Genomic DNA, 16,218 nt, shown 5'->3' on the forward strand with positions numbered 1-16,218 from the left:
ATGAAAAGAGGGAGCCAGGCCCCCTCTCTCAACTGGCTTATGCCAGTGCTGCTTTCGCTTTTTCGACCAGAGCGGTGAACGCTACTTTGTCGAATACTGCGATGTCAGCCAGGATCTTACGGTCGATTTCAACAGAGGCTTTTTTCAGGCCGTTGATGAATTTGCTGTAAGAAATACCGTTCTGACGTGCTGCTGCGTTGATACGCGCAATCCACAGTTGACGGAACTGACGCTTACGCTGACGACGGTCACGGTAAGCGTACTGACCTGCTTTGATAACAGCCTGGAAGGCAACGCGGTATACGCGTGAACGCGCACCGTAGTAGCCTTTAGCTTGTTTCAAAATTTTCTTGTGACGTGCACGTGCAATTACACCACGTTTTACGCGAGCCATGTGTGCTCTCCTGTATCTATTCTAAGTTAAAAAAGTTAAACGAAACGACTTATGCGTACGGCAGGCACGCGATGACCAGGCCCAGATCGCCTTTAGAAACCATGGCTTTTGGACGCAGGTGACGTTTACGCTTGGTAGCTTTCTTAGTCAGAATGTGACGCAGGTTAGCGTGCTTGTGCTTAAAACCACCTTTACCGGTTTTTTTGAAGCGCTTAGCAGCACCGCGTACGGTCTTAATTTTTGGCATTTTAATAACTTCCACTTCGCATTGTTAAATAAACGAAACATAGGCGAACAAAACCTATGAAACCCGAAGGCTTCACAGATTTTGCTGCTTGAAGGCCTTACTGTTTCTTCTTAGGAGCGAGCACCATGATCATCTGGCGGCCTTCGATCTTCGTAGGGAAGGATTCGACTACTGCCAGTTCACTCAGATCGTCACGGACGCGGTTAAGCACTTCCATACCGATCTGTTGGTGGGCCATCTCACGACCGCGGAAACGCAGTGTGATCTTGGCCTTATCGCCATCTTCCAGAAAGCGAATCAGGCTGCGGAGTTTTACCTGATAATCGCCATCGTCGGTACCAGGACGGAATTTGATTTCCTTAACCTGGATAACTTTTTGCTTCTTCTTCTGTTCCTTAGAAGACTTACTCTTTTCATAAAGGAACTTGCCGTAGTCCATGATACGACAAACTGGCGGTTCGGCGTTAGGGCTGATTTCAACTAAATCTACTCCAGCTTCTTCAGCCTTTTCGATTGCTTCTCTCAGACTCACAATCCCCAGCTGCTCGCCTTCCAGACCTGTTAAGCGAACTTCCTGGGCGCGAATCTCGCCATTGATACGATTCGGACGTGCCGTTTGAACTCGTTTTCCGCCTTTAATACCTTATTCCTCCAGTTGTTGAAGACTGCGGCTGCGAATCTCTTGTTGCAGCTTCTCAATCACTTCACTTACGTCCAGGCTGCCCAGGTCTTTACCACGGCGGGTGCGAACGGCAACTTTGCCTGCTTCCACCTCTTTATCACCACAGACCAACATATACGGGACACGACGTAAAGTGTGCTCGCGGATTTTAAAGCCAATCTTCTCATTTCTCAAGTCTGCTTTTACGCGAATGCCCGCATTTTGTAGTTTCTGCGTCAATTCTTTAACGTAATCTGCCTGAGAATCGGTAATGTTCATCACCACCACCTGCACCGGCGCAAGCCAGGTTGGGAAGAAGCCGGCGAACTCTTCGGTCAGGATGCCGATGAAGCGCTCCAGAGAACCGAGAATGGCGCGGTGAATCATTACCGGCACCTGACGCTCGTTGTCTTCGCCAACATAAGAGGCGCTTAAACGCTGCGGCAGGGAGAAGTCCAGCTGTACAGTACCGCACTGCCATGCGCGATCGAGGCAGTCATACAGGGTAAATTCAATTTTCGGACCGTAGAATGCGCCCTCGCCCAGCTGGTATTCGAACGGAATGCCGTTCTCTTCCAGCGCCACGGCGAGATCCGCTTCTGCGCGATCCCAGGTCTCATCGCTACCGATACGTTTTTCCGGACGCGTTGAGAGTTTGACCACGATCTTCTCGAAGCCAAAGGTGCTGTACATATCGTAGACCATACGAATACAGGCGTTAACTTCATCACGGACCTGATCTTCGGTACAGAAGATATGCGCATCATCCTGCGTAAAGCCACGCACGCGCATCAGACCGTGCAGCGCACCTGATGGCTCGTTACGGTGGCAGCTACCGAACTCCGCCATACGCAGCGGCAGGTCGCGGTAGGATTTCAGACCCTGATTGAAGATCTGAACGTGGCCCGGGCAGTTCATTGGCTTGATGCAGTATTCACGGTTCTCAGAGGAGGTGGTGAACATCGCATCCTTGTAGTTGTCCCAGTGGCCGGTTTTTTCCCACAGCACACGGTCCATCATGAACGGGCCTTTCACTTCCTGATACTGGTACTCTTTCAGCTTGGAGCGTACGAAGGTTTCCAGTTCACGGAAGATGGTCCAGCCGTCGTTATGCCAGAACACCATACCCGGCGCTTCTTCCTGCATGTGGTACAGGTCAAGCTGCTTGCCGATTTTACGGTGGTCACGCTTCGCGGCCTCTTCCAGGCGCAGCAGGTACGCGTTCAGGGCTTTTTTATCGGCCCATGCGGTACCATAGATACGCTGCAACATCTTGTTGTTGCTGTCGCCGCGCCAGTAGGCGCCTGCGATCTTCATCAGCTTAAAGTGATGACAGAAGCGCATGTTCGGCACGTGCGGTCCACGGCACATGTCGACGTATTCTTCGTGATGGTACAAGCCAGGCTTGTCATCATGCGAAATGTTTTCGTCAAGAATCGAGACCTTATAGCTCTCGCCGCGCTTCACGAAGGTTTCACGCGCTTCGTGCCAGCTGACTTTCTTCTTGATGACGTCATAGTTCGTTTCGGCGAGCTCGTGCATACGTTTTTCGAGCGCGTCGATATCTTCCTGAGTCAGGGTATGGTCAAGGTCAACGTCGTAGTAGAAACCATTATCGATAACCGGACCGATCGCCATTTTGGTGTTTGGCCACAGCTGTTTGATGGCATGGCCCAACAGGTGCGCGCAGGAGTGACGAATGATCTCCAGACCTTCTTCATCTTTTGCGGTGATGATGGCCAGTGTCGCATCGTTTTCGATCAGATCGGAGGCATCCACCAGCTCACCGTTGACACGGCCGGCGATGGTCGCTTTCGCGAGACCAGGACCGATGTCCAGGGCAACATCCATTGGGCTAACAGCGCGGTCGAAATGGCGTTGGCTGCCATCAGGAAGAGTAATTACAGGCATTTTATATCCTTATTTGCAGTGATGCCCCACACATAAGAGCATATACAAAGAAAATAATCGTGATTTGACAATAGATTACGACACCATCTGACCAACAATCGTCAAATTGGTTCGTCATCATTCACCTGCCGGAAAATCAGACAACGCCGGATATACGGCAAGCCTTGCAATGTTAACACTAACAAAAGGGAGATTGCACCCTCTGCTGGCAGATTGATGTGCTGGCACTTTCGCATGAATTTGCAGGTTGCATATTCCCGGCGCTCGCAATTTAGAAATGCAGGGCTACTCTTGAACAGGTCTTTAAACCCAAAGGTGCATACCATGAACGTATCCAGTAGAACGGTTGTGATATTGAACATCCTTTCCGCCACAGGTTTATTGTTGATTCTCGCCGAACGATTCCACTGGTTCTGAACCGCCCCCTACGCTGGCATAACCCAATCGTTCCTGCGAAGGGGCATATTCAGGCCCTGTTTGGTAGACTGTGGATATCAACGAACAAGGATTAGGTTATGCCAACAAAACGATTTGCCGTAAAACACTGGAAAATGGTGCTGGTGCTGATTGCCATCTGCGGCGCAATGCTGTTACTCCGTTGGGCGGCGATGATTTGGGGTTAGGGGCGAGTACAGCTCATCAGAAGGGACGTCACAAGATCAGAGAGAATAAACGGGCCGACATTATCATCGGCCCGTCTTCATTACATTCTATAACCCAGTGAAACCGTGGTTCTGCGGTCGGTATGATCCGGTGCAGACTCTGGTGGTGAAGAGTTCCAGGTCACGTTGTAGGCGACTTTCAGACCAAAGTGTTCGTTGATGGCCACGTTGAGCGCCGTCTCAGAGTTCAGCGTCGTGTCGTCGGCACCAAATACAGAAACACCCTGTGTAAATTTGGTGTTATCAGTCATCTGCCAGGCATAAGTACCAGAAGCGTAACCGAGCGGTTGGGTTTTGGTATCGCCATTGGTGTACTCGTCATAACGCACACCTGGACCGAATTCAAAACGGAGGCTGTGTACCGGACCGTTCAGGAACTGACGACCATAACCCGCGGTGAACACGTCACGCTGGCGATAACCGTTGTAACGGTCGGTTAACCAGCTTGCCTGACCAAACAGGTAGTCATAGTCGGTCATGTTGTAACGGCTACGTCCGCCTACCGCATATTTCTCGGAAGAGCGTTCGTCATTAGCGGACGTATTGCTGGCATTACCCCACAGAGACCAGGCGGTGGTATTACCGTACCAGGTGAGCGTACTGTCCGCCGTCAGAGAAGAGCTTTTGGTGTTACCGGATTGTGCCAGGTACCCCGCGTTCAGGTTACCTTCAAACGGTTTTTTCGCGGTGGAGGGATCGTCCATGACAGTAAAAACGGAATCATCGGCGGTCGCGTTCATAGCCGCAAACACGCCACCCGCCAGCATCAGTGCAGCGGGCACTGTCTTTAAAAGCTTCATTTTATTAAGGAGTCCGTACAACAAAAAAAGAGACCACACGGTCCCGGAATCTTTCTTGAGGATCAATGACAAGGCGTCCAGAGAAAGGTAACAAATTATAAAAAGCCGCAAATAACATAGCAATGTTTTCTTATTTCATTTTTTGAATAAGAACGATCCCAAAAAGCGTTTTATTTTATATGCCTCCGGCCTCACTTTTATTCACTATTCATATTTAAAATCATACTGTTATTTACATTGCCTTCCTGACAAATGGTGCCAGACTAAAAGGAACCCATGCTAAAAGGAGGTAATGATGGTTCCTATCTACACCCTGACGCTCTCCCCTTCCCTTGATTCCGCCACCCTGACGCCGCAGATTTATCCGGAAGGTAAATTGCGCTGTAGCGCCCCGGTCTTTGAGCCCGGCGGTGGCGGTATCAACGTGGCGCGCGCCATTACCCACCTCGGCGGCAAAGCCACGGCCATTTTCCCCGCAGGCGGTGCTACCGGTGAACACCTGGTCTCCCTGCTGGCAGATGAACAGGTGGCCGTAGAGACCGTCGAGGCGAAAGACTGGACGCGGCAAAACCTGCATGTTCACGTGGAATCCAGCGGCGAGCAGTACCGATTTGTCATGCCGGGCGCGAAACTCACCGATGACGAGTTTCGTCAGCTTGAAGAGAAAGTGCTGACGATAGAAAGCGGCGCGCTGCTGGTGGTCAGCGGCAGCCTGCCGCCCGGCGTCAGCACGGAAAAATTAACCGCGCTGATTCAGGCGGCGCAGCAACGCGGTATCCGCTGCATCGTCGACAGCAGCGGCGAGGCCCTGCAGGCGGCCTTAGTGCCGGGCAATCTTGAACTGGTCAAACCCAACCAGAAAGAGTTAAGCGCGCTGGTCAACCGAGACTTGACGCAGCCTGACGATGTGCGCACCGCCGCGCAGGAGCTGGTACGCAGCGGCAAAGCGCGACGCGTGGTGGTTTCCCTCGGTCCGCAGGGGGCACTGGCCGTCGATGAAACGTCGTCCGTTCAGGTTGTTCCACCGCCGATGAAGAGCCAGAGCACGGTTGGCGCGGGTGACAGCATGGTGGGTGCGATGACGCTTAAGCTTGCGCAGGGTGCGTCACTGCTGGAGATGACGCGCTACGGCGTGGCGGCGGGTAGCGCCGCCACCATCAACCAGGGCACGCGCCTCTGTTCGCTGGCCGATACGCAAAAAATCGTCGATTACCTGTCCCGAAATTAACGTCTGTTCCCCTTCATCTGCATGAAGGGGAACGTCATCCCCGAGTCGCCAAACGCAAACTATCGACTATGCTAAGAAAACTTCCATGATAACAATGAGGTGAATTATGAGCAGTGGTGACATCACTCGTTATGTCGTAACCGTCAACCTTCATGAGGCATCGCTTACCGAGCTAAATGAACTCAACAATGCCTTCACCCGGGCTAATTTTCTCCTCACCCTGACGGATGACGAAGGCAATATTCATGATTTAGGCACTCTGACATTTGGCCTGATCGGCGCGCTTAATAAAGAAGAGGTCCATGCGCTGGCCGCCAGCCTGGTGGAAAGTGTGACCGACAAGCCAGCCGAAATTGACGTCGACACCTGGGAAAGCTGGCAGAAAAAAGAACAATAAGTGCCCTGTATGAAATTAAACCGCTCAGGTGTGCGTTAGTTCGTATTTTTTTACCGCAATAATGCGCTAACTTTATGATCTGGCAGACAACATGGGAGAGTCAACATGTGGCAGGCTATCAGTCATCTTTTAAGTGAGCAGCTGGGTGAAGGTGAAATTGAACTGCGTAACGAACTGCCAGGCGGAGAGATCCACGCCGCGTGGCATTTACGCTACGCAGGGCGCGATCTCTTCGTAAAATGCGATGAACGCGAGTTGCTTCCGATATTTACCGCCGAAGCCGATCAGCTGGAGCTGTTGTCGCGCAGTAAAACGGTGACGGTCCCGCAGGTTCTGGCCGTCGGTAGCGACCGCGATTACAGTTTTCTGGTCATGGAATATCTCCCCGCCCGTCCGCTGGATGCCCATAACGCTTTCATTCTTGGCCAGCAGCTAGCGCGCCTCCATCAGTGGAGCGACCAGCCGCAGTTTGGCCTTGATTTTGACAACGATCTCTCCACCACGCCGCAGCCCAATGCCTGGCAGCGTCGCTGGTCGACGTTTTTTGCCGAGCAGCGCATTGGCTGGCAGTTAGAGCTTGCCGCCGAGAAAGGGCTGGAGTTTGGCAATATTGATGCCATCGTCGAACACGTGCAGCAGCGTCTGGCCTCCCACCAGCCTCAGGCGTCTCTGCTCCACGGTGATTTGTGGTCCGATAACTGCGCGCTGGGGCCCAACGGCCCCTATATCTTCGACCCGGCCTGCTACTGGGGCGACCGTGAGTGCGATCTTGCCATGCTGCCGCTGCACCCAGAACAACCGCCGCAGATATACGACGGGTATCAGTCGGTTTCCCCCCTGCCGCCCGGCTTCCTCGATCGTCAACCGGTGTATCAGCTTTATACGCTGATGAACCGCGCCATACTTTTTGGTGGGGAACACCTGGTTAACGCCCAGCGGGCGCTTGAGCGCATGCTTGCCGCCTGAGACGCGAACGGGTGGCTTTGCCGCCACCCGTATCGGTTACAGAAAACCGAGCAGTGAGAAGAAGAAGTATCCTGCCACAATGATAATCACGGGAAGGATATAGAGCGGGAAGATTTGCAGGAAAATGGTGTGGCGCGGCACAACAATGCGGGATTCAATCTGCTCCCGGCTCATGCCTTCCGGGCCTTTGGCCTGCTCCAGAATGAGCTGGTCCTCGACGCCCTCGCGTAAGAAGCGCGTCTGACGGCTCATTCGCGCACCAGAGGCCTGCAGCGCCAGCGCAACAAAGATCAGGGCGTAGATCACCCAAAAGCCGATATTCAGCTGATGCTGAAAATCCGGGGTCGGTGAGTTAAACCAGAAGACATTCAAGAATGGCGTATTAAAACGCATCATCTCAATCATCACATGCGCAAAATCAAGCATAACCGCATTGATACCCGGCTGTTTTTCGCTGTGATCGTACATAAATTTGAGTACAGAAATCAGCGTAGAAATGACGGCAGGAATAAAAATCACCCAGCCAGCAATACGTTTTAAGACCGCAATGCGTCCAGCTTGTTGATACGTCATCAGTTCCTCTTCATAAAGACGCGTTATTTGTGCCTAAGTCTACCTGCTGGTCATCAATTTCGCCCGCTCTTTAAAAGCAATATGCTAAATTGCAGAGTGTGCTTAGCACTTATCGTCTGTCGAACACCCTGGATAAGGAGACGTTGTGATGTCGACACCGCGCCAAATTCTTGCCGCAATTTTTGACATGGATGGATTACTGATCGATTCCGAACCGTTGTGGGATCGCGCCGAACTGGAGGTCATGGCCAGCCTGGGCGTGGACATCAGCCGCCGTAATGAACTTCCCGATACGCTGGGCCTGCGCATCGATATGGTGGTTGACCTGTGGTTTGCCCAACAGCCGTGGGCTGGACCGGGTCGTGATGAAGTGACCGCGCGCATTATCAGCCGCGCCATTTCGCTGGTAGAAGAGAGCAAGCCGCTGCTGCCCGGCGTACGTGAGGCCGTCGCGCTGTGTAAAGCCCAGGGGCTCAAGGTCGGCCTGGCCTCGGCGTCACCGCTGCATATGCTGGAAAAAGTGCTCATCATGTTTGAACTGCGCGACAGTTTCGACGCGCTGGCGTCCGCTGAGAAATTGCCTTACAGCAAGCCGCACCCGCAGGTCTATCTCGACTGTGCCGCTAAGCTCGGCGTGGATCCCCTCAACTGCGTTGCGCTGGAAGATTCCGTTAACGGCATGATAGCGTCTAAAGCCGCGCGGATGCGCTCCATTGTGGTGCCTGCGGAAGAAGGCCGCCACGATCCCCGGTTTGCCCTTGCCGATGTGAAGCTGATGTCACTGGCAGAACTCACGGCGCATCACCTCCGGGGCGGTTAAGACCCTCCTGCAGTTTGTGACAAACAGTTACACCGTCACCTCTTCCGCCTACTGTATAAAAACCCTATACTGTATGAATTGACAGTTTTATGGGTTTTATCATGACGGCGGAAGGCCACCTGCTTTTTTCTATCGCGTGCGCAGTATTTGCCAAAAACGCTGAACTCACCCCCGTGCTGGCACAGGGGGACTGGTGGCATATCGTCCCTTCCGCCGTTTTGACCTGTCTGCTGCCCGATATTGACCATCCCAAGTCCTTCCTCGGTCAGCGCCTGAAGTGGGTGTCAAAACCCATCGCCCGCGCGTTCGGCCACCGGGGGTTTACGCACAGCCTGCTGGCCGTGTTTGGCCTGCTGACGCTTTTCTATTTAAAAGTGCCCGAAAGCTGGATCGTCCCCGGTGATGCCATCCAGGGGATGGTGCTGGGCTATCTGAGCCATATTCTGGCCGATATGCTGACGCCCGCGGGCGTACCGCTGCTGTGGCCCTGCCGCTGGCGCTTCCGTTTTCCCATCCTCGCACCGCAGAAAGGGAACCAGCTGGAGCGCGTCTTGTGCATGGCGCTGTTTGCTTACGCCGTCTGGATGCCGCAAACGTTGCCCGAAAACAGTGCAGTCCGCTGGTCTTCCCAGATGATTAATTCGCTACAATTTCAGTTCAATCGCTTTATTCATCACCAGATTGAACAGTAAACCAACAAAACTATCCCATTTGTCATAACCCATTCCATTTGGATATAAGCGCGACATCACACTTCTGCTAACCTTCCGCCAACAGGATCGGTAAAAACCGACCCGATAATAAATCAGGAGAACGGGGATGAATTTTCCACTCATCGCGAACGTCGTTGTGTTCGTTGTATTGCTATTGCTTCTCGCGCAGGCGCGCCATAAACAGTGGAGCCTGGCGAAAAAGGTGCTGGTTGGTCTGGCCATGGGTGTCGTATTTGGTCTGGCATTACAGGCTATTTATGGCTCCGATAATCCAGTACTGAAAGATTCCATTCAGTGGTTCAACATTGTCGGTAACGGCTATGTTCAGCTGCTGCAGATGATCGTTATGCCGCTGGTGTTCGCCTCTATTCTGAGCGCCGTTGCCCGTCTGCATAACGCGACCCAGTTGGGAAAAATCAGTTTCCTGACCATTGGTACGCTACTGTTCACCACGCTGATTGCCGCGCTGGTGGGTGTGCTGGTCACTAACCTGTTTGGCCTGACCGCAGAAGGTCTGGTTCAGGGGACCGCTGAAACGGCGCGTCTGACTGCGATTCAGACCAACTACGTCGGTAAAGTGGCTGACCTGACCGTGCCGCAGATGGTGCTCTCCTTCATTCCGAAGAACCCGTTTGCTGACCTGACCGGTGCGAGCCCAACCTCCATCATCAGCGTGGTTATTTTCGCCGCGTTCCTGGGCGTGGCGGCGCTGAAGCTGCTGAAAGACGATGCGCCAAAAGGCGAACGCGTGCTGACCGCGATTGATACCCTGCAAAGCTGGGTGATGAAGCTGGTTCGTCTGGTCATGCAGCTCACCCCTTACGGCGTGCTGGCGCTGATGACCAAAGTGGTTGCCGGCTCTAACCTGCAGGACATAATTAAGCTGGGCAGCTTCGTTGTCGCCTCTTACCTGGGCCTTGGCATTATGTTCGTGGTGCACGGCATCCTGCTGGGCGTGAACGGCGTCAGCCCGCTGAAATACTTCCGTAAGGTCTGGCCGGTACTGACCTTTGCCTTCACCAGCCGTTCCAGCGCCGCGTCTATTCCGCTGAACGTTGAAGCACAGACTCGTCGTCTGGGCGTGCCTGAATCCATCGCCAGCTTCTCTGCCTCCTTTGGTGCCACCATTGGTCAGAACGGCTGTGCGGGTCTGTACCCGGCGATGCTGGCGGTAATGGTTGCTCCTACAGTCGGCATCAACCCGCTGGATCCGGTCTGGATCGCCACGCTGGTCGGGATTGTCACCGTAAGCTCCGCAGGCGTTGCGGGCGTTGGCGGCGGTGCTACCTTCGCCGCGCTGATTGTGCTGCCTGCGCTGGGCCTGCCCGTGACGCTGGTTGCCCTGCTGATCTCCGTTGAGCCGTTGATCGACATGGGCCGTACCGCGCTGAACGTCAGCGGCTCCATGACCGCCGGTACGCTGACCAGCCAGTGGCTGAAGCAGACCGACAAAGCGATTCTGGAAAGTGAAGACGACGCCGAACTGGCGCATCGTTAATCGCTGTAGATATAAAAAAACCGCCAACAGGCGGTTTTTTTATGGCTGTTATTCTTCAACCTCTTCATCCTGGCGGATCTGCATCGCCCACCGCTGTGCGGACTCCGGCACCGTAAAGGTGAGAGAGCGACGGAAATGTTCGCCGATCAGCACAAAGGCCACGTATTTCCCCCGTAACTGCCACACATCGCGAAAACCCTCCACTTTCAGGGCATGGTCTGGCGGCGCGGGCTCAACGCGGGGCACATAGCTAATAACCTGGCGGTTTTGTTGACGAAGAGGTTTCATAAGCAACGGATTCACTAAAGCAAATTCTTGAAGCAGGAAAATTCTATGATAGCCGATCCTGCTGCCTTCCGTCGCGCTCCGAGTGGGTGAGATGGCTCCTTTCGTTAATGATGGCATGTGAAAACTCTTAGTTCGCGAGCCATTTCACGACATTGTTCTATCCTTAATAGGGTTTTTAGCAATGGATAAAGGAGAAGCGTGCAATGTCGAACAAAGATAAAACACATCAATCACCGATTCATGGCACTGAAGAATCTCAACCGGGCATGGACTCTCTCGCCCCTTCTGACGGCTCTCACCGCCCCTCCCCGGGCCCTTCCGCACCAGGCGAACAGCCTACCGCACCGGGAAGCATGAAATCCCCGGATACGGGAAACGATAAGCTGAAATCGCTTGAGCCACACCGTAAAGGCGGCGAAGGTTTTGCGCTCACCACCAATCAGGGCGTGCGCATTGCTGACGATCAGAACTCACTTCGCGCAGGCGCGCGCGGGCCAACCCTGCTGGAAGACTTCATTCTGCGGGAAAAAATCACCCATTTTGACCACGAGCGGATACCGGAACGCATCGTCCACGCACGCGGTTCCGCTGCGCACGGCTACTTTCAGCCCTACAAGAGCCTGAAGGCGATCACCAAAGCGGACTTCCTCTCCGACCCGGATAAAATCACGCCGGTCTTTGTGCGTTTCTCCACCGTGCAGGGCGGCGCAGGTTCGGCAGACACCGTCCGGGATATCCGCGGCTTTGCCACCAAGTTTTATACCGAAGAGGGTATTTTCGATCTGGTCGGCAATAACACGCCGGTGTTTTTCATTCAGGACGCGCATAAATTTCCTGACTTTGTCCATGCGGTAAAACCGGAGCCCCACTGGGCCATACCGCAGGGACAAAGTGCGCACGACACCTTCTGGGACTATGTCTCCCTGCAGCCTGAAACCTTACACAACGTGATGTGGGCGATGTCAGACCGCGGGATCCCCCGCAGCTACCGCACCATGGAGGGGTTCGGCATCCATACCTTCCGAATGATCAACGCCGAGGGGAAAGCCACGTTTGTCCGTTTCCACTGGAAGCCGGTGGCGGGTAAAGCCTCGCTGGTGTGGGACGAGGCGCAGAAGCTGACCGGGCGCGATCCGGACTTCCATCGCCGCGAGCTCTGGGAATCCATTGAAGCGGGCGACTTCCCGGAATACGAGCTGGGCCTGCAGCTCATCCCGGAAGAGGACGAATTTAAGTTCGATTTCGACCTTCTGGACCCGACGAAGCTGATCCCGGAAGAGCTGGTACCGGTGCAGCTGGTGGGTAAAATGGTGCTCAACCGCAACCCGGATAACTTCTTTGCCGAAAACGAGCAGGCCGCGTTCCACCCGGGGCATATCGTGCCGGGGCTGGACTTCACCAACGATCCGCTCCTGCAGGGACGCCTTTTCTCCTATACCGATACGCAGATTAGCCGACTCGGCGGGCCGAACTTCCACGAAATTCCGATTAACCGCCCAACCTGCCCGTATCACAACTTCCAGCGCGACGGGATGCACCGTCAGGATATTGATACCAACCCGGCAAACTATGAGCCGAACTCCATCAACGATAACTGGCCGCGTGAAACGCCTCCCGGACCGAAACGCGGTGGATTCGAATCGCATCAGGAGCGTATCGATGGCAATAAAATTCGCGAGCGCAGCCCCTCGTTCGGTGAGTATTACGCCCACCCTCGCCTGTTCTGGAACAGCCAGACGCCGATTGAGCAACAGCACATCATCGGCGGTTTCAGCTTCGAGCTGAGTAAAGTGGTGCGCACCTACATCCGCGAGCGCGTGGTCGATCAGCTGGCGCATATTGATATTCAGCTTGCCCAGAGCGTCGCGGATAACCTGGGCATTACGCTGACCGATGAGCAACGTAACCTTGCTCCGCCGAAAGAGGTTAACGGCGTGAAGAAAGATCCGTCGCTGAGCCTGTATGCGGTGCCGGGCGGCGCGATTAAAGGCCGCGTGGTCGCCATTCTGCTGAACGACAAAACCCGCGCGAGCGACGTGCTGGGGATTATGCAGGCGCTGAAAACCCAGGGCGTACATGCCAAACTGCTCTATTCCCGCATGGGTGAAGTGACGGCCGACGATGGTTCTGTGCTGCCGGTCGCGGCGACCTTTGCCGGTGCGCCATCGCTGACCGTCGATGCGGTGATTGTGCCGTGCGGGGATATTGCCAGCCTGCTGACCAACGGCGACGCCGTCTATTATCTGCTGGAAGCCTATAAGCACCTGAAGCCGATCGCGCTGTCCGGCGACGCGCGACAGTTCAAAGCGCAGCTGAAGGTGGCCGATCAGGGTGAGGACGGGATTGTCGAGGGAGATAACATTGACGATGCCTTCATGACGAAGCTGTTTGATTTGCTCGCCGCGCACCGCGTCTGGTCGCGAAGCAGCAAGGTCGATCAGATTCCGGCGTAAAAAAAGCCCGGTGGCGGCTTCGCCTTACCGGGCCTACAAGAGTTAGCAGGTCGTTCGTAGGCCGGGTAAGGCGAAGCCGCCACCCGGCAACTCTTACAGCTCCCTGAACGTCCCCAACCGATACCCGCGCTCGGCAATCGCATATTTCAGCGAGGCCGACGTCAGCACGTCCAGCTCCGCCAGCCGCGGCCAGCAGTAGGCACTTTTACGCACGGTGTTATCGACAAAGGCAGGATGCGCCATCACTTCCACCGAGGTTTCTCCACGGGCAGCGGAATCATCCAGCACCTTCAGGAACAGCGCTTCGCTGATCTCTTCTCCGTAAAACGCGCTGCTGAACCCCTCAGTGGATGTAACAGTGCAGTCCGGCAATCCGTGCACCTCGCGATCCACGCGCATCGCCACGCCTTTGCGCTGTGCAAACCCGGCGACAAGCGGGAAAATCGCCGGGATCATATGCACGTGGTGATGGCTGTCGATGTGCGTCGGCGCCTGACCAAACACATCAACGAAGCGGTTGAACTGGCACTCCAGCTCGCGGGCAATCTCTTCGAGCGGCAGAGCACCCTGCTCCGCCCGTTCCCAAATCCATTTACCCAGCTGGCCGTCGCGCGTCAGGCCCGGCATTGGCGAAAGCGGCATCCCGAGCGTCAGCACAAAATGCATGCCGACGCCCAGCTCTGGCACCTCGCGGCTCAGCTGCGCCGCGTGTTCAACCGCCTCAGCGTTAACCAGGGCCGTTGTAGAGGTCACAACCCCCCGGCGGCAGGCTTCAATAATGCCGTAGTTCTGACCTTTCGAGAGACCAAAATCATCAGCATTAACGATCAGCAGGTTTTCCATTGTGCGCCCTCTTATTGCTGTTTGAACTTCAGCTTCTCGATCGTGGCGGCAAAGTTCGGCAGCCATTTTTCATGCGCCAGAATCATCTCGCTGGCCAGCTGCTCCGCGTCACGGTCAGAATGCACCAGCGGGCTGAGGTTCAGGGCCAGCAGCACGTCATTGAGCTCACCGCTCAGCGCCGCGTTGCTTGCTGCCACTTCAAAGCCTTTGATGGTATGAATCAGCCCCATGATCTTGTCATCGAAGTGGGTGATACGGGGATGCGGTTTAGCCCCCTCGCGCCCCAGGATGCAGGTCATTTCGACGGCCCAGTCAGCCGGAATATTGTCGACATGGCCGTGATGCGGGACGTTAACATAGTGCTCAGCCTGCTTGTCGTTGTAGATGGCGTTGATCACTTCGCACGCCGCATCGGAGTAGTAGGCCCCGCCGCGCTGCTCCAGCTCTTTCGGTTTGACGTTCAGGTTCGGGTCTTTATACAAATCGAACAGCTGCTTTTCGACCTTCTGAACGATCTGCGCGCGCGCGCCGCCCTTATAATACTCGCCCATTTCGATGGCCAGCATCTCTTTCTGCTTGAAGTAGTAAAGCAGGTACGAGCAAGGCAGCAGATTCAGCGAGCGGATCAGCCCTTCGCTGAACGGCAGGTCAAAGATGTTTTTCACCGATGCCGCCGTCAGACGACCGGAGGCTACGCCGTCGAGGAGCTCGGCAAAGCGCGATTCCCCGTTCACGATGACATCTTTAATAAACACCATGTGGTTCAGGCCGAACAGATCGATAGAGAGATCGTCGTTGTCGGTCAGCGCCAGCACGTCGCGGATGAACATCTTCATGCCGATCGGAATATTACAGACGCCGATAAAGCGTTTGAAGTTCGTATGACGATAGACCGCCTCGGTCACCATACCGGCCGGGTTGGTGAAGTTAATGACCCACGCGTTCGGGCAGATCTCCTGCACGTCGTTGACGATGTCGAAAATGACCGGGATGGTGCGCAGGCCTTTAAACAGGCCGCCCGCGCCGTTGGTCTCCTGCCCCAGATACCCGTGGCTCAGGGGAATACGCTCGTCCAGCTCACGCGCCTTCAGCTGGCCGACGCGCAGCTGGGTGGTGACAAAATCCGCATCTTTCAGCGCCAGACGACGATCGAGGGTTTTATGCACGGTCAGAGGCACGCCCGCTTTTTCCACCATGCGCTTGCACAGGTCGAAAATAATATTCAGCTTCTCCTGACCTTCCTCAACGTCCACCAGCCATAATTCGCTGACCGGTAATTCATGATAACGTTTCAGGAAACCTTCGAGTAATTCCGGGGTATAGCTGCTGCCGCCACCAATGGTTACGACTTTTAATTTCTTTTGCATAATATCTCCCTTAGCGTATCAGGTTAATCGCCTGCAAGGTATAGCGTGCTCTTCCCGCTATTTGGGCAAGCCATTAAAGCAATATTCGTGGCGGGTAATCCGCCGACAGTTAATTAATTACCGTCAAATTTTTCCGGTAACTGTTCGGTGTGAATGACGTCAATTTCTTAAAGGTTTTAATAAACAGGCTGGGGCTGCTGTATCCTGACTCGTATGCAATATCGGTGACAGAATAGTTAGTAATTTCCAGCTGTTTTTTAGCAAAATTAATGCGGATTTCATGGTAATGACTCCAACTTACTGATAGTGTTTTATGTTCAGATAATGCCCGATGACTTTGTCATGCAGCTCCACCGATTTTGAGAACGACAGTGACTTCCTGCCCAGCCTTGCCAGA

Annotated in this window: 19 protein-coding genes and 1 pseudogene; 9 read left to right on the plus strand and 11 right to left on the minus strand. The window is 54.4% G+C overall.

Annotated features, from left to right (window positions below):
• Positions 1-37: 37 nt before the first annotated feature.
• The 4 genes from rplT to thrS form a co-directional block, all read right to left on the minus strand.
• A complete protein-coding gene (gene rplT / locus FHC52_RS09825; RefSeq protein ID WP_000124850.1) occupies positions 38-394 on the minus strand; it encodes a 50S ribosomal protein L20 in 357 nt (118 codons plus the stop codon).
• A gap of 49 nt (positions 395-443) precedes the next feature.
• Positions 444-641 (minus strand): 50S ribosomal protein L35, encoded by a 198-nt coding sequence (gene rpmI / locus FHC52_RS09830; protein WP_001124225.1) that lies wholly within the window; start codon positions 639-641, stop codon positions 444-446.
• Positions 642-738: 97 nt separating this feature from the next.
• Positions 739-1,281: a translation initiation factor IF-3 gene (gene infC, locus FHC52_RS09835; protein ID WP_023616141.1), complete on the minus strand. Its 543-nt coding sequence runs from the start codon at positions 1,279-1,281 to the stop codon at positions 739-741.
• 3 nt (positions 1,282-1,284) lie between these two features.
• A complete protein-coding gene (gene thrS / locus FHC52_RS09840; protein WP_008500657.1) occupies positions 1,285-3,213 on the minus strand; it encodes a threonine--tRNA ligase in 1,929 nt (642 codons plus the stop codon).
• 324 nt (positions 3,214-3,537) lie between these two features.
• Here thrS and yncL point away from each other — a divergent pair, with 324 nt between their 5' ends.
• A complete protein-coding gene (yncL, locus tag FHC52_RS09845; RefSeq protein WP_021241082.1) occupies positions 3,538-3,630 on the plus strand; it encodes a stress response membrane protein YncL in 93 nt (30 codons plus the stop codon).
• A 98-nt stretch (positions 3,631-3,728) separates the two neighbouring features.
• Positions 3,729-3,836, plus strand: a complete 108-nt coding sequence (gene yniD / locus FHC52_RS09850) for a small membrane protein YniD (RefSeq protein ID WP_008500658.1) — start codon at positions 3,729-3,731, stop codon at positions 3,834-3,836.
• A gap of 80 nt (positions 3,837-3,916) precedes the next feature.
• On the opposite strand, the gene FHC52_RS09855 is transcribed toward yniD, so the two are convergent.
• On the minus strand, positions 3,917-4,675 hold the full coding sequence (locus FHC52_RS09855; RefSeq protein WP_021241081.1) for a YdiY family protein: 759 nt from the start codon (positions 4,673-4,675) through the stop codon (positions 3,917-3,919).
• Positions 4,676-4,970: 295 nt separating this feature from the next.
• Here FHC52_RS09855 and pfkB point away from each other — a divergent pair, with 295 nt between their 5' ends.
• The 3 genes from pfkB (at position 4,971) to FHC52_RS09870 (ending at position 7,266) form a co-directional block, all read left to right on the plus strand.
• Positions 4,971-5,903 (plus strand): 6-phosphofructokinase II, encoded by a 933-nt coding sequence (pfkB, locus tag FHC52_RS09860; RefSeq protein ID WP_008500660.1) that lies wholly within the window; start codon positions 4,971-4,973, stop codon positions 5,901-5,903.
• Positions 5,904-6,009: 106 nt separating this feature from the next.
• A complete protein-coding gene (gene ghoS, locus FHC52_RS09865; protein ID WP_021241079.1) occupies positions 6,010-6,300 on the plus strand; it encodes a type V toxin-antitoxin system endoribonuclease antitoxin GhoS in 291 nt (96 codons plus the stop codon).
• Positions 6,301-6,405: 105 nt separating this feature from the next.
• Positions 6,406-7,266 carry a fructosamine kinase family protein gene (locus tag FHC52_RS09870; RefSeq protein WP_008500662.1) on the plus strand — a complete coding sequence of 287 codons (861 nt, stop codon included), beginning with the start codon at positions 6,406-6,408 and terminating at the stop codon, positions 7,264-7,266.
• A gap of 36 nt (positions 7,267-7,302) precedes the next feature.
• Here the strand turns inward: FHC52_RS09870 and FHC52_RS09875 are convergent, their stop codons facing one another.
• A complete protein-coding gene (locus FHC52_RS09875) occupies positions 7,303-7,839 on the minus strand; it encodes a YniB family protein (protein WP_008500663.1) in 537 nt (178 codons plus the stop codon).
• A 148-nt stretch (positions 7,840-7,987) separates the two neighbouring features.
• On the opposite strand from FHC52_RS09875, the gene hxpB reads away from it, so the two are divergent.
• The 3 genes from hxpB (at position 7,988) to tcyP (ending at position 10,870) form a co-directional block, all read left to right on the plus strand.
• Entirely contained in the window at positions 7,988-8,659 is a 672-nt protein-coding gene (hxpB, locus tag FHC52_RS09880) for a hexitol phosphatase HxpB (protein WP_126288021.1), read from the plus strand.
• Positions 8,660-8,760: 101 nt separating this feature from the next.
• A complete protein-coding gene (locus FHC52_RS09885; protein ID WP_032644865.1) occupies positions 8,761-9,351 on the plus strand; it encodes a metal-dependent hydrolase in 591 nt (196 codons plus the stop codon).
• Between the two features lie 127 nt (positions 9,352-9,478).
• Entirely contained in the window at positions 9,479-10,870 is a 1,392-nt protein-coding gene (tcyP, locus tag FHC52_RS09890) for a cystine/sulfocysteine:cation symporter (protein WP_008500667.1), read from the plus strand.
• 48 nt (positions 10,871-10,918) lie between these two features.
• Here the strand turns inward: tcyP and cedA are convergent, their stop codons facing one another.
• Entirely contained in the window at positions 10,919-11,194 is a 276-nt protein-coding gene (gene cedA / locus FHC52_RS09895; protein WP_259280423.1) for a cell division activator CedA, read from the minus strand.
• A 167-nt stretch (positions 11,195-11,361) separates the two neighbouring features.
• Here cedA and katE point away from each other — a divergent pair, with 167 nt between their 5' ends.
• The gene (gene katE / locus FHC52_RS09900) at positions 11,362-13,611 is read left to right on the plus strand and encodes a catalase HPII (RefSeq protein ID WP_220420056.1); all 2,250 of its coding nucleotides are present in this window, start codon (positions 11,362-11,364) and stop codon (positions 13,609-13,611) included.
• A 93-nt stretch (positions 13,612-13,704) separates the two neighbouring features.
• On the opposite strand, the gene chbG is transcribed toward katE, so the two are convergent.
• The 4 genes and pseudogenes from chbG to FHC52_RS09920 all read right to left on the minus strand — a co-directional run.
• The gene (gene chbG, locus FHC52_RS09905; protein WP_032651539.1) at positions 13,705-14,454 is read right to left on the minus strand and encodes a chitin disaccharide deacetylase; all 750 of its coding nucleotides are present in this window, start codon (positions 14,452-14,454) and stop codon (positions 13,705-13,707) included.
• 11 nt (positions 14,455-14,465) lie between these two features.
• A complete protein-coding gene (locus FHC52_RS09910) occupies positions 14,466-15,821 on the minus strand; it encodes a 6-phospho-beta-glucosidase (protein ID WP_032674588.1) in 1,356 nt (451 codons plus the stop codon).
• 109 nt (positions 15,822-15,930) lie between these two features.
• Positions 15,931-16,104: pseudogene (locus FHC52_RS09915) on the minus strand (helix-turn-helix domain-containing protein); the annotation flags it as partial.
• 14 nt (positions 16,105-16,118) lie between these two features.
• Positions 16,119-16,218: IS1 family transposase (locus tag FHC52_RS09920; RefSeq protein ID WP_000641146.1), on the minus strand; the 100-nt coding region annotated here is incomplete at its 5' end.

Origin of the sequence: Enterobacter sp. EC_64 (assembly GCF_019584165.1) — a bacterium.
GTDB lineage: Bacteria > Pseudomonadota > Gammaproteobacteria > Enterobacterales > Enterobacteriaceae > Enterobacter > Enterobacter roggenkampii.

Excerpts from the sequence above, each read along its gene's own strand:
- rplT (WP_000124850.1), bottom strand. The coding sequence starts at position 394 with ATGGCTCGCGTAAAACGTGGTGTAATTGCACGTGCACGTCACAAGAAA.
- rpmI (WP_001124225.1), bottom strand. The coding sequence starts at position 641 with ATGCCAAAAATTAAGACCGTACGCGGTGCTGCTAAGCGCTTCAAAAAA.
- thrS (WP_008500657.1), bottom strand. The coding sequence starts at position 3,213 with ATGCCTGTAATTACTCTTCCTGATGGCAGCCAACGCCATTTCGACCGC.
- yncL (WP_021241082.1), top strand. The coding sequence starts at position 3,538 with ATGAACGTATCCAGTAGAACGGTTGTGATATTGAACATCCTTTCCGCC.
- yniD (WP_008500658.1), top strand. The coding sequence starts at position 3,729 with ATGCCAACAAAACGATTTGCCGTAAAACACTGGAAAATGGTGCTGGTG.
- FHC52_RS09855 (WP_021241081.1), bottom strand. The coding sequence starts at position 4,675 with ATGAAGCTTTTAAAGACAGTGCCCGCTGCACTGATGCTGGCGGGTGGC.
- pfkB (WP_008500660.1), top strand. The coding sequence starts at position 4,971 with ATGGTTCCTATCTACACCCTGACGCTCTCCCCTTCCCTTGATTCCGCC.
- ghoS (WP_021241079.1), top strand. The coding sequence starts at position 6,010 with ATGAGCAGTGGTGACATCACTCGTTATGTCGTAACCGTCAACCTTCAT.
- FHC52_RS09870 (WP_008500662.1), top strand. The coding sequence starts at position 6,406 with ATGTGGCAGGCTATCAGTCATCTTTTAAGTGAGCAGCTGGGTGAAGGT.
- FHC52_RS09875 (WP_008500663.1), bottom strand. The coding sequence starts at position 7,839 with ATGACGTATCAACAAGCTGGACGCATTGCGGTCTTAAAACGTATTGCT.
- hxpB (WP_126288021.1), top strand. The coding sequence starts at position 7,988 with ATGTCGACACCGCGCCAAATTCTTGCCGCAATTTTTGACATGGATGGA.
- FHC52_RS09885 (WP_032644865.1), top strand. The coding sequence starts at position 8,761 with ATGACGGCGGAAGGCCACCTGCTTTTTTCTATCGCGTGCGCAGTATTT.
- tcyP (WP_008500667.1), top strand. The coding sequence starts at position 9,479 with ATGAATTTTCCACTCATCGCGAACGTCGTTGTGTTCGTTGTATTGCTA.
- katE (WP_220420056.1), top strand. The coding sequence starts at position 11,362 with ATGTCGAACAAAGATAAAACACATCAATCACCGATTCATGGCACTGAA.
- chbG (WP_032651539.1), bottom strand. The coding sequence starts at position 14,454 with ATGGAAAACCTGCTGATCGTTAATGCTGATGATTTTGGTCTCTCGAAA.
- FHC52_RS09910 (WP_032674588.1), bottom strand. The coding sequence starts at position 15,821 with ATGCAAAAGAAATTAAAAGTCGTAACCATTGGTGGCGGCAGCAGCTAT.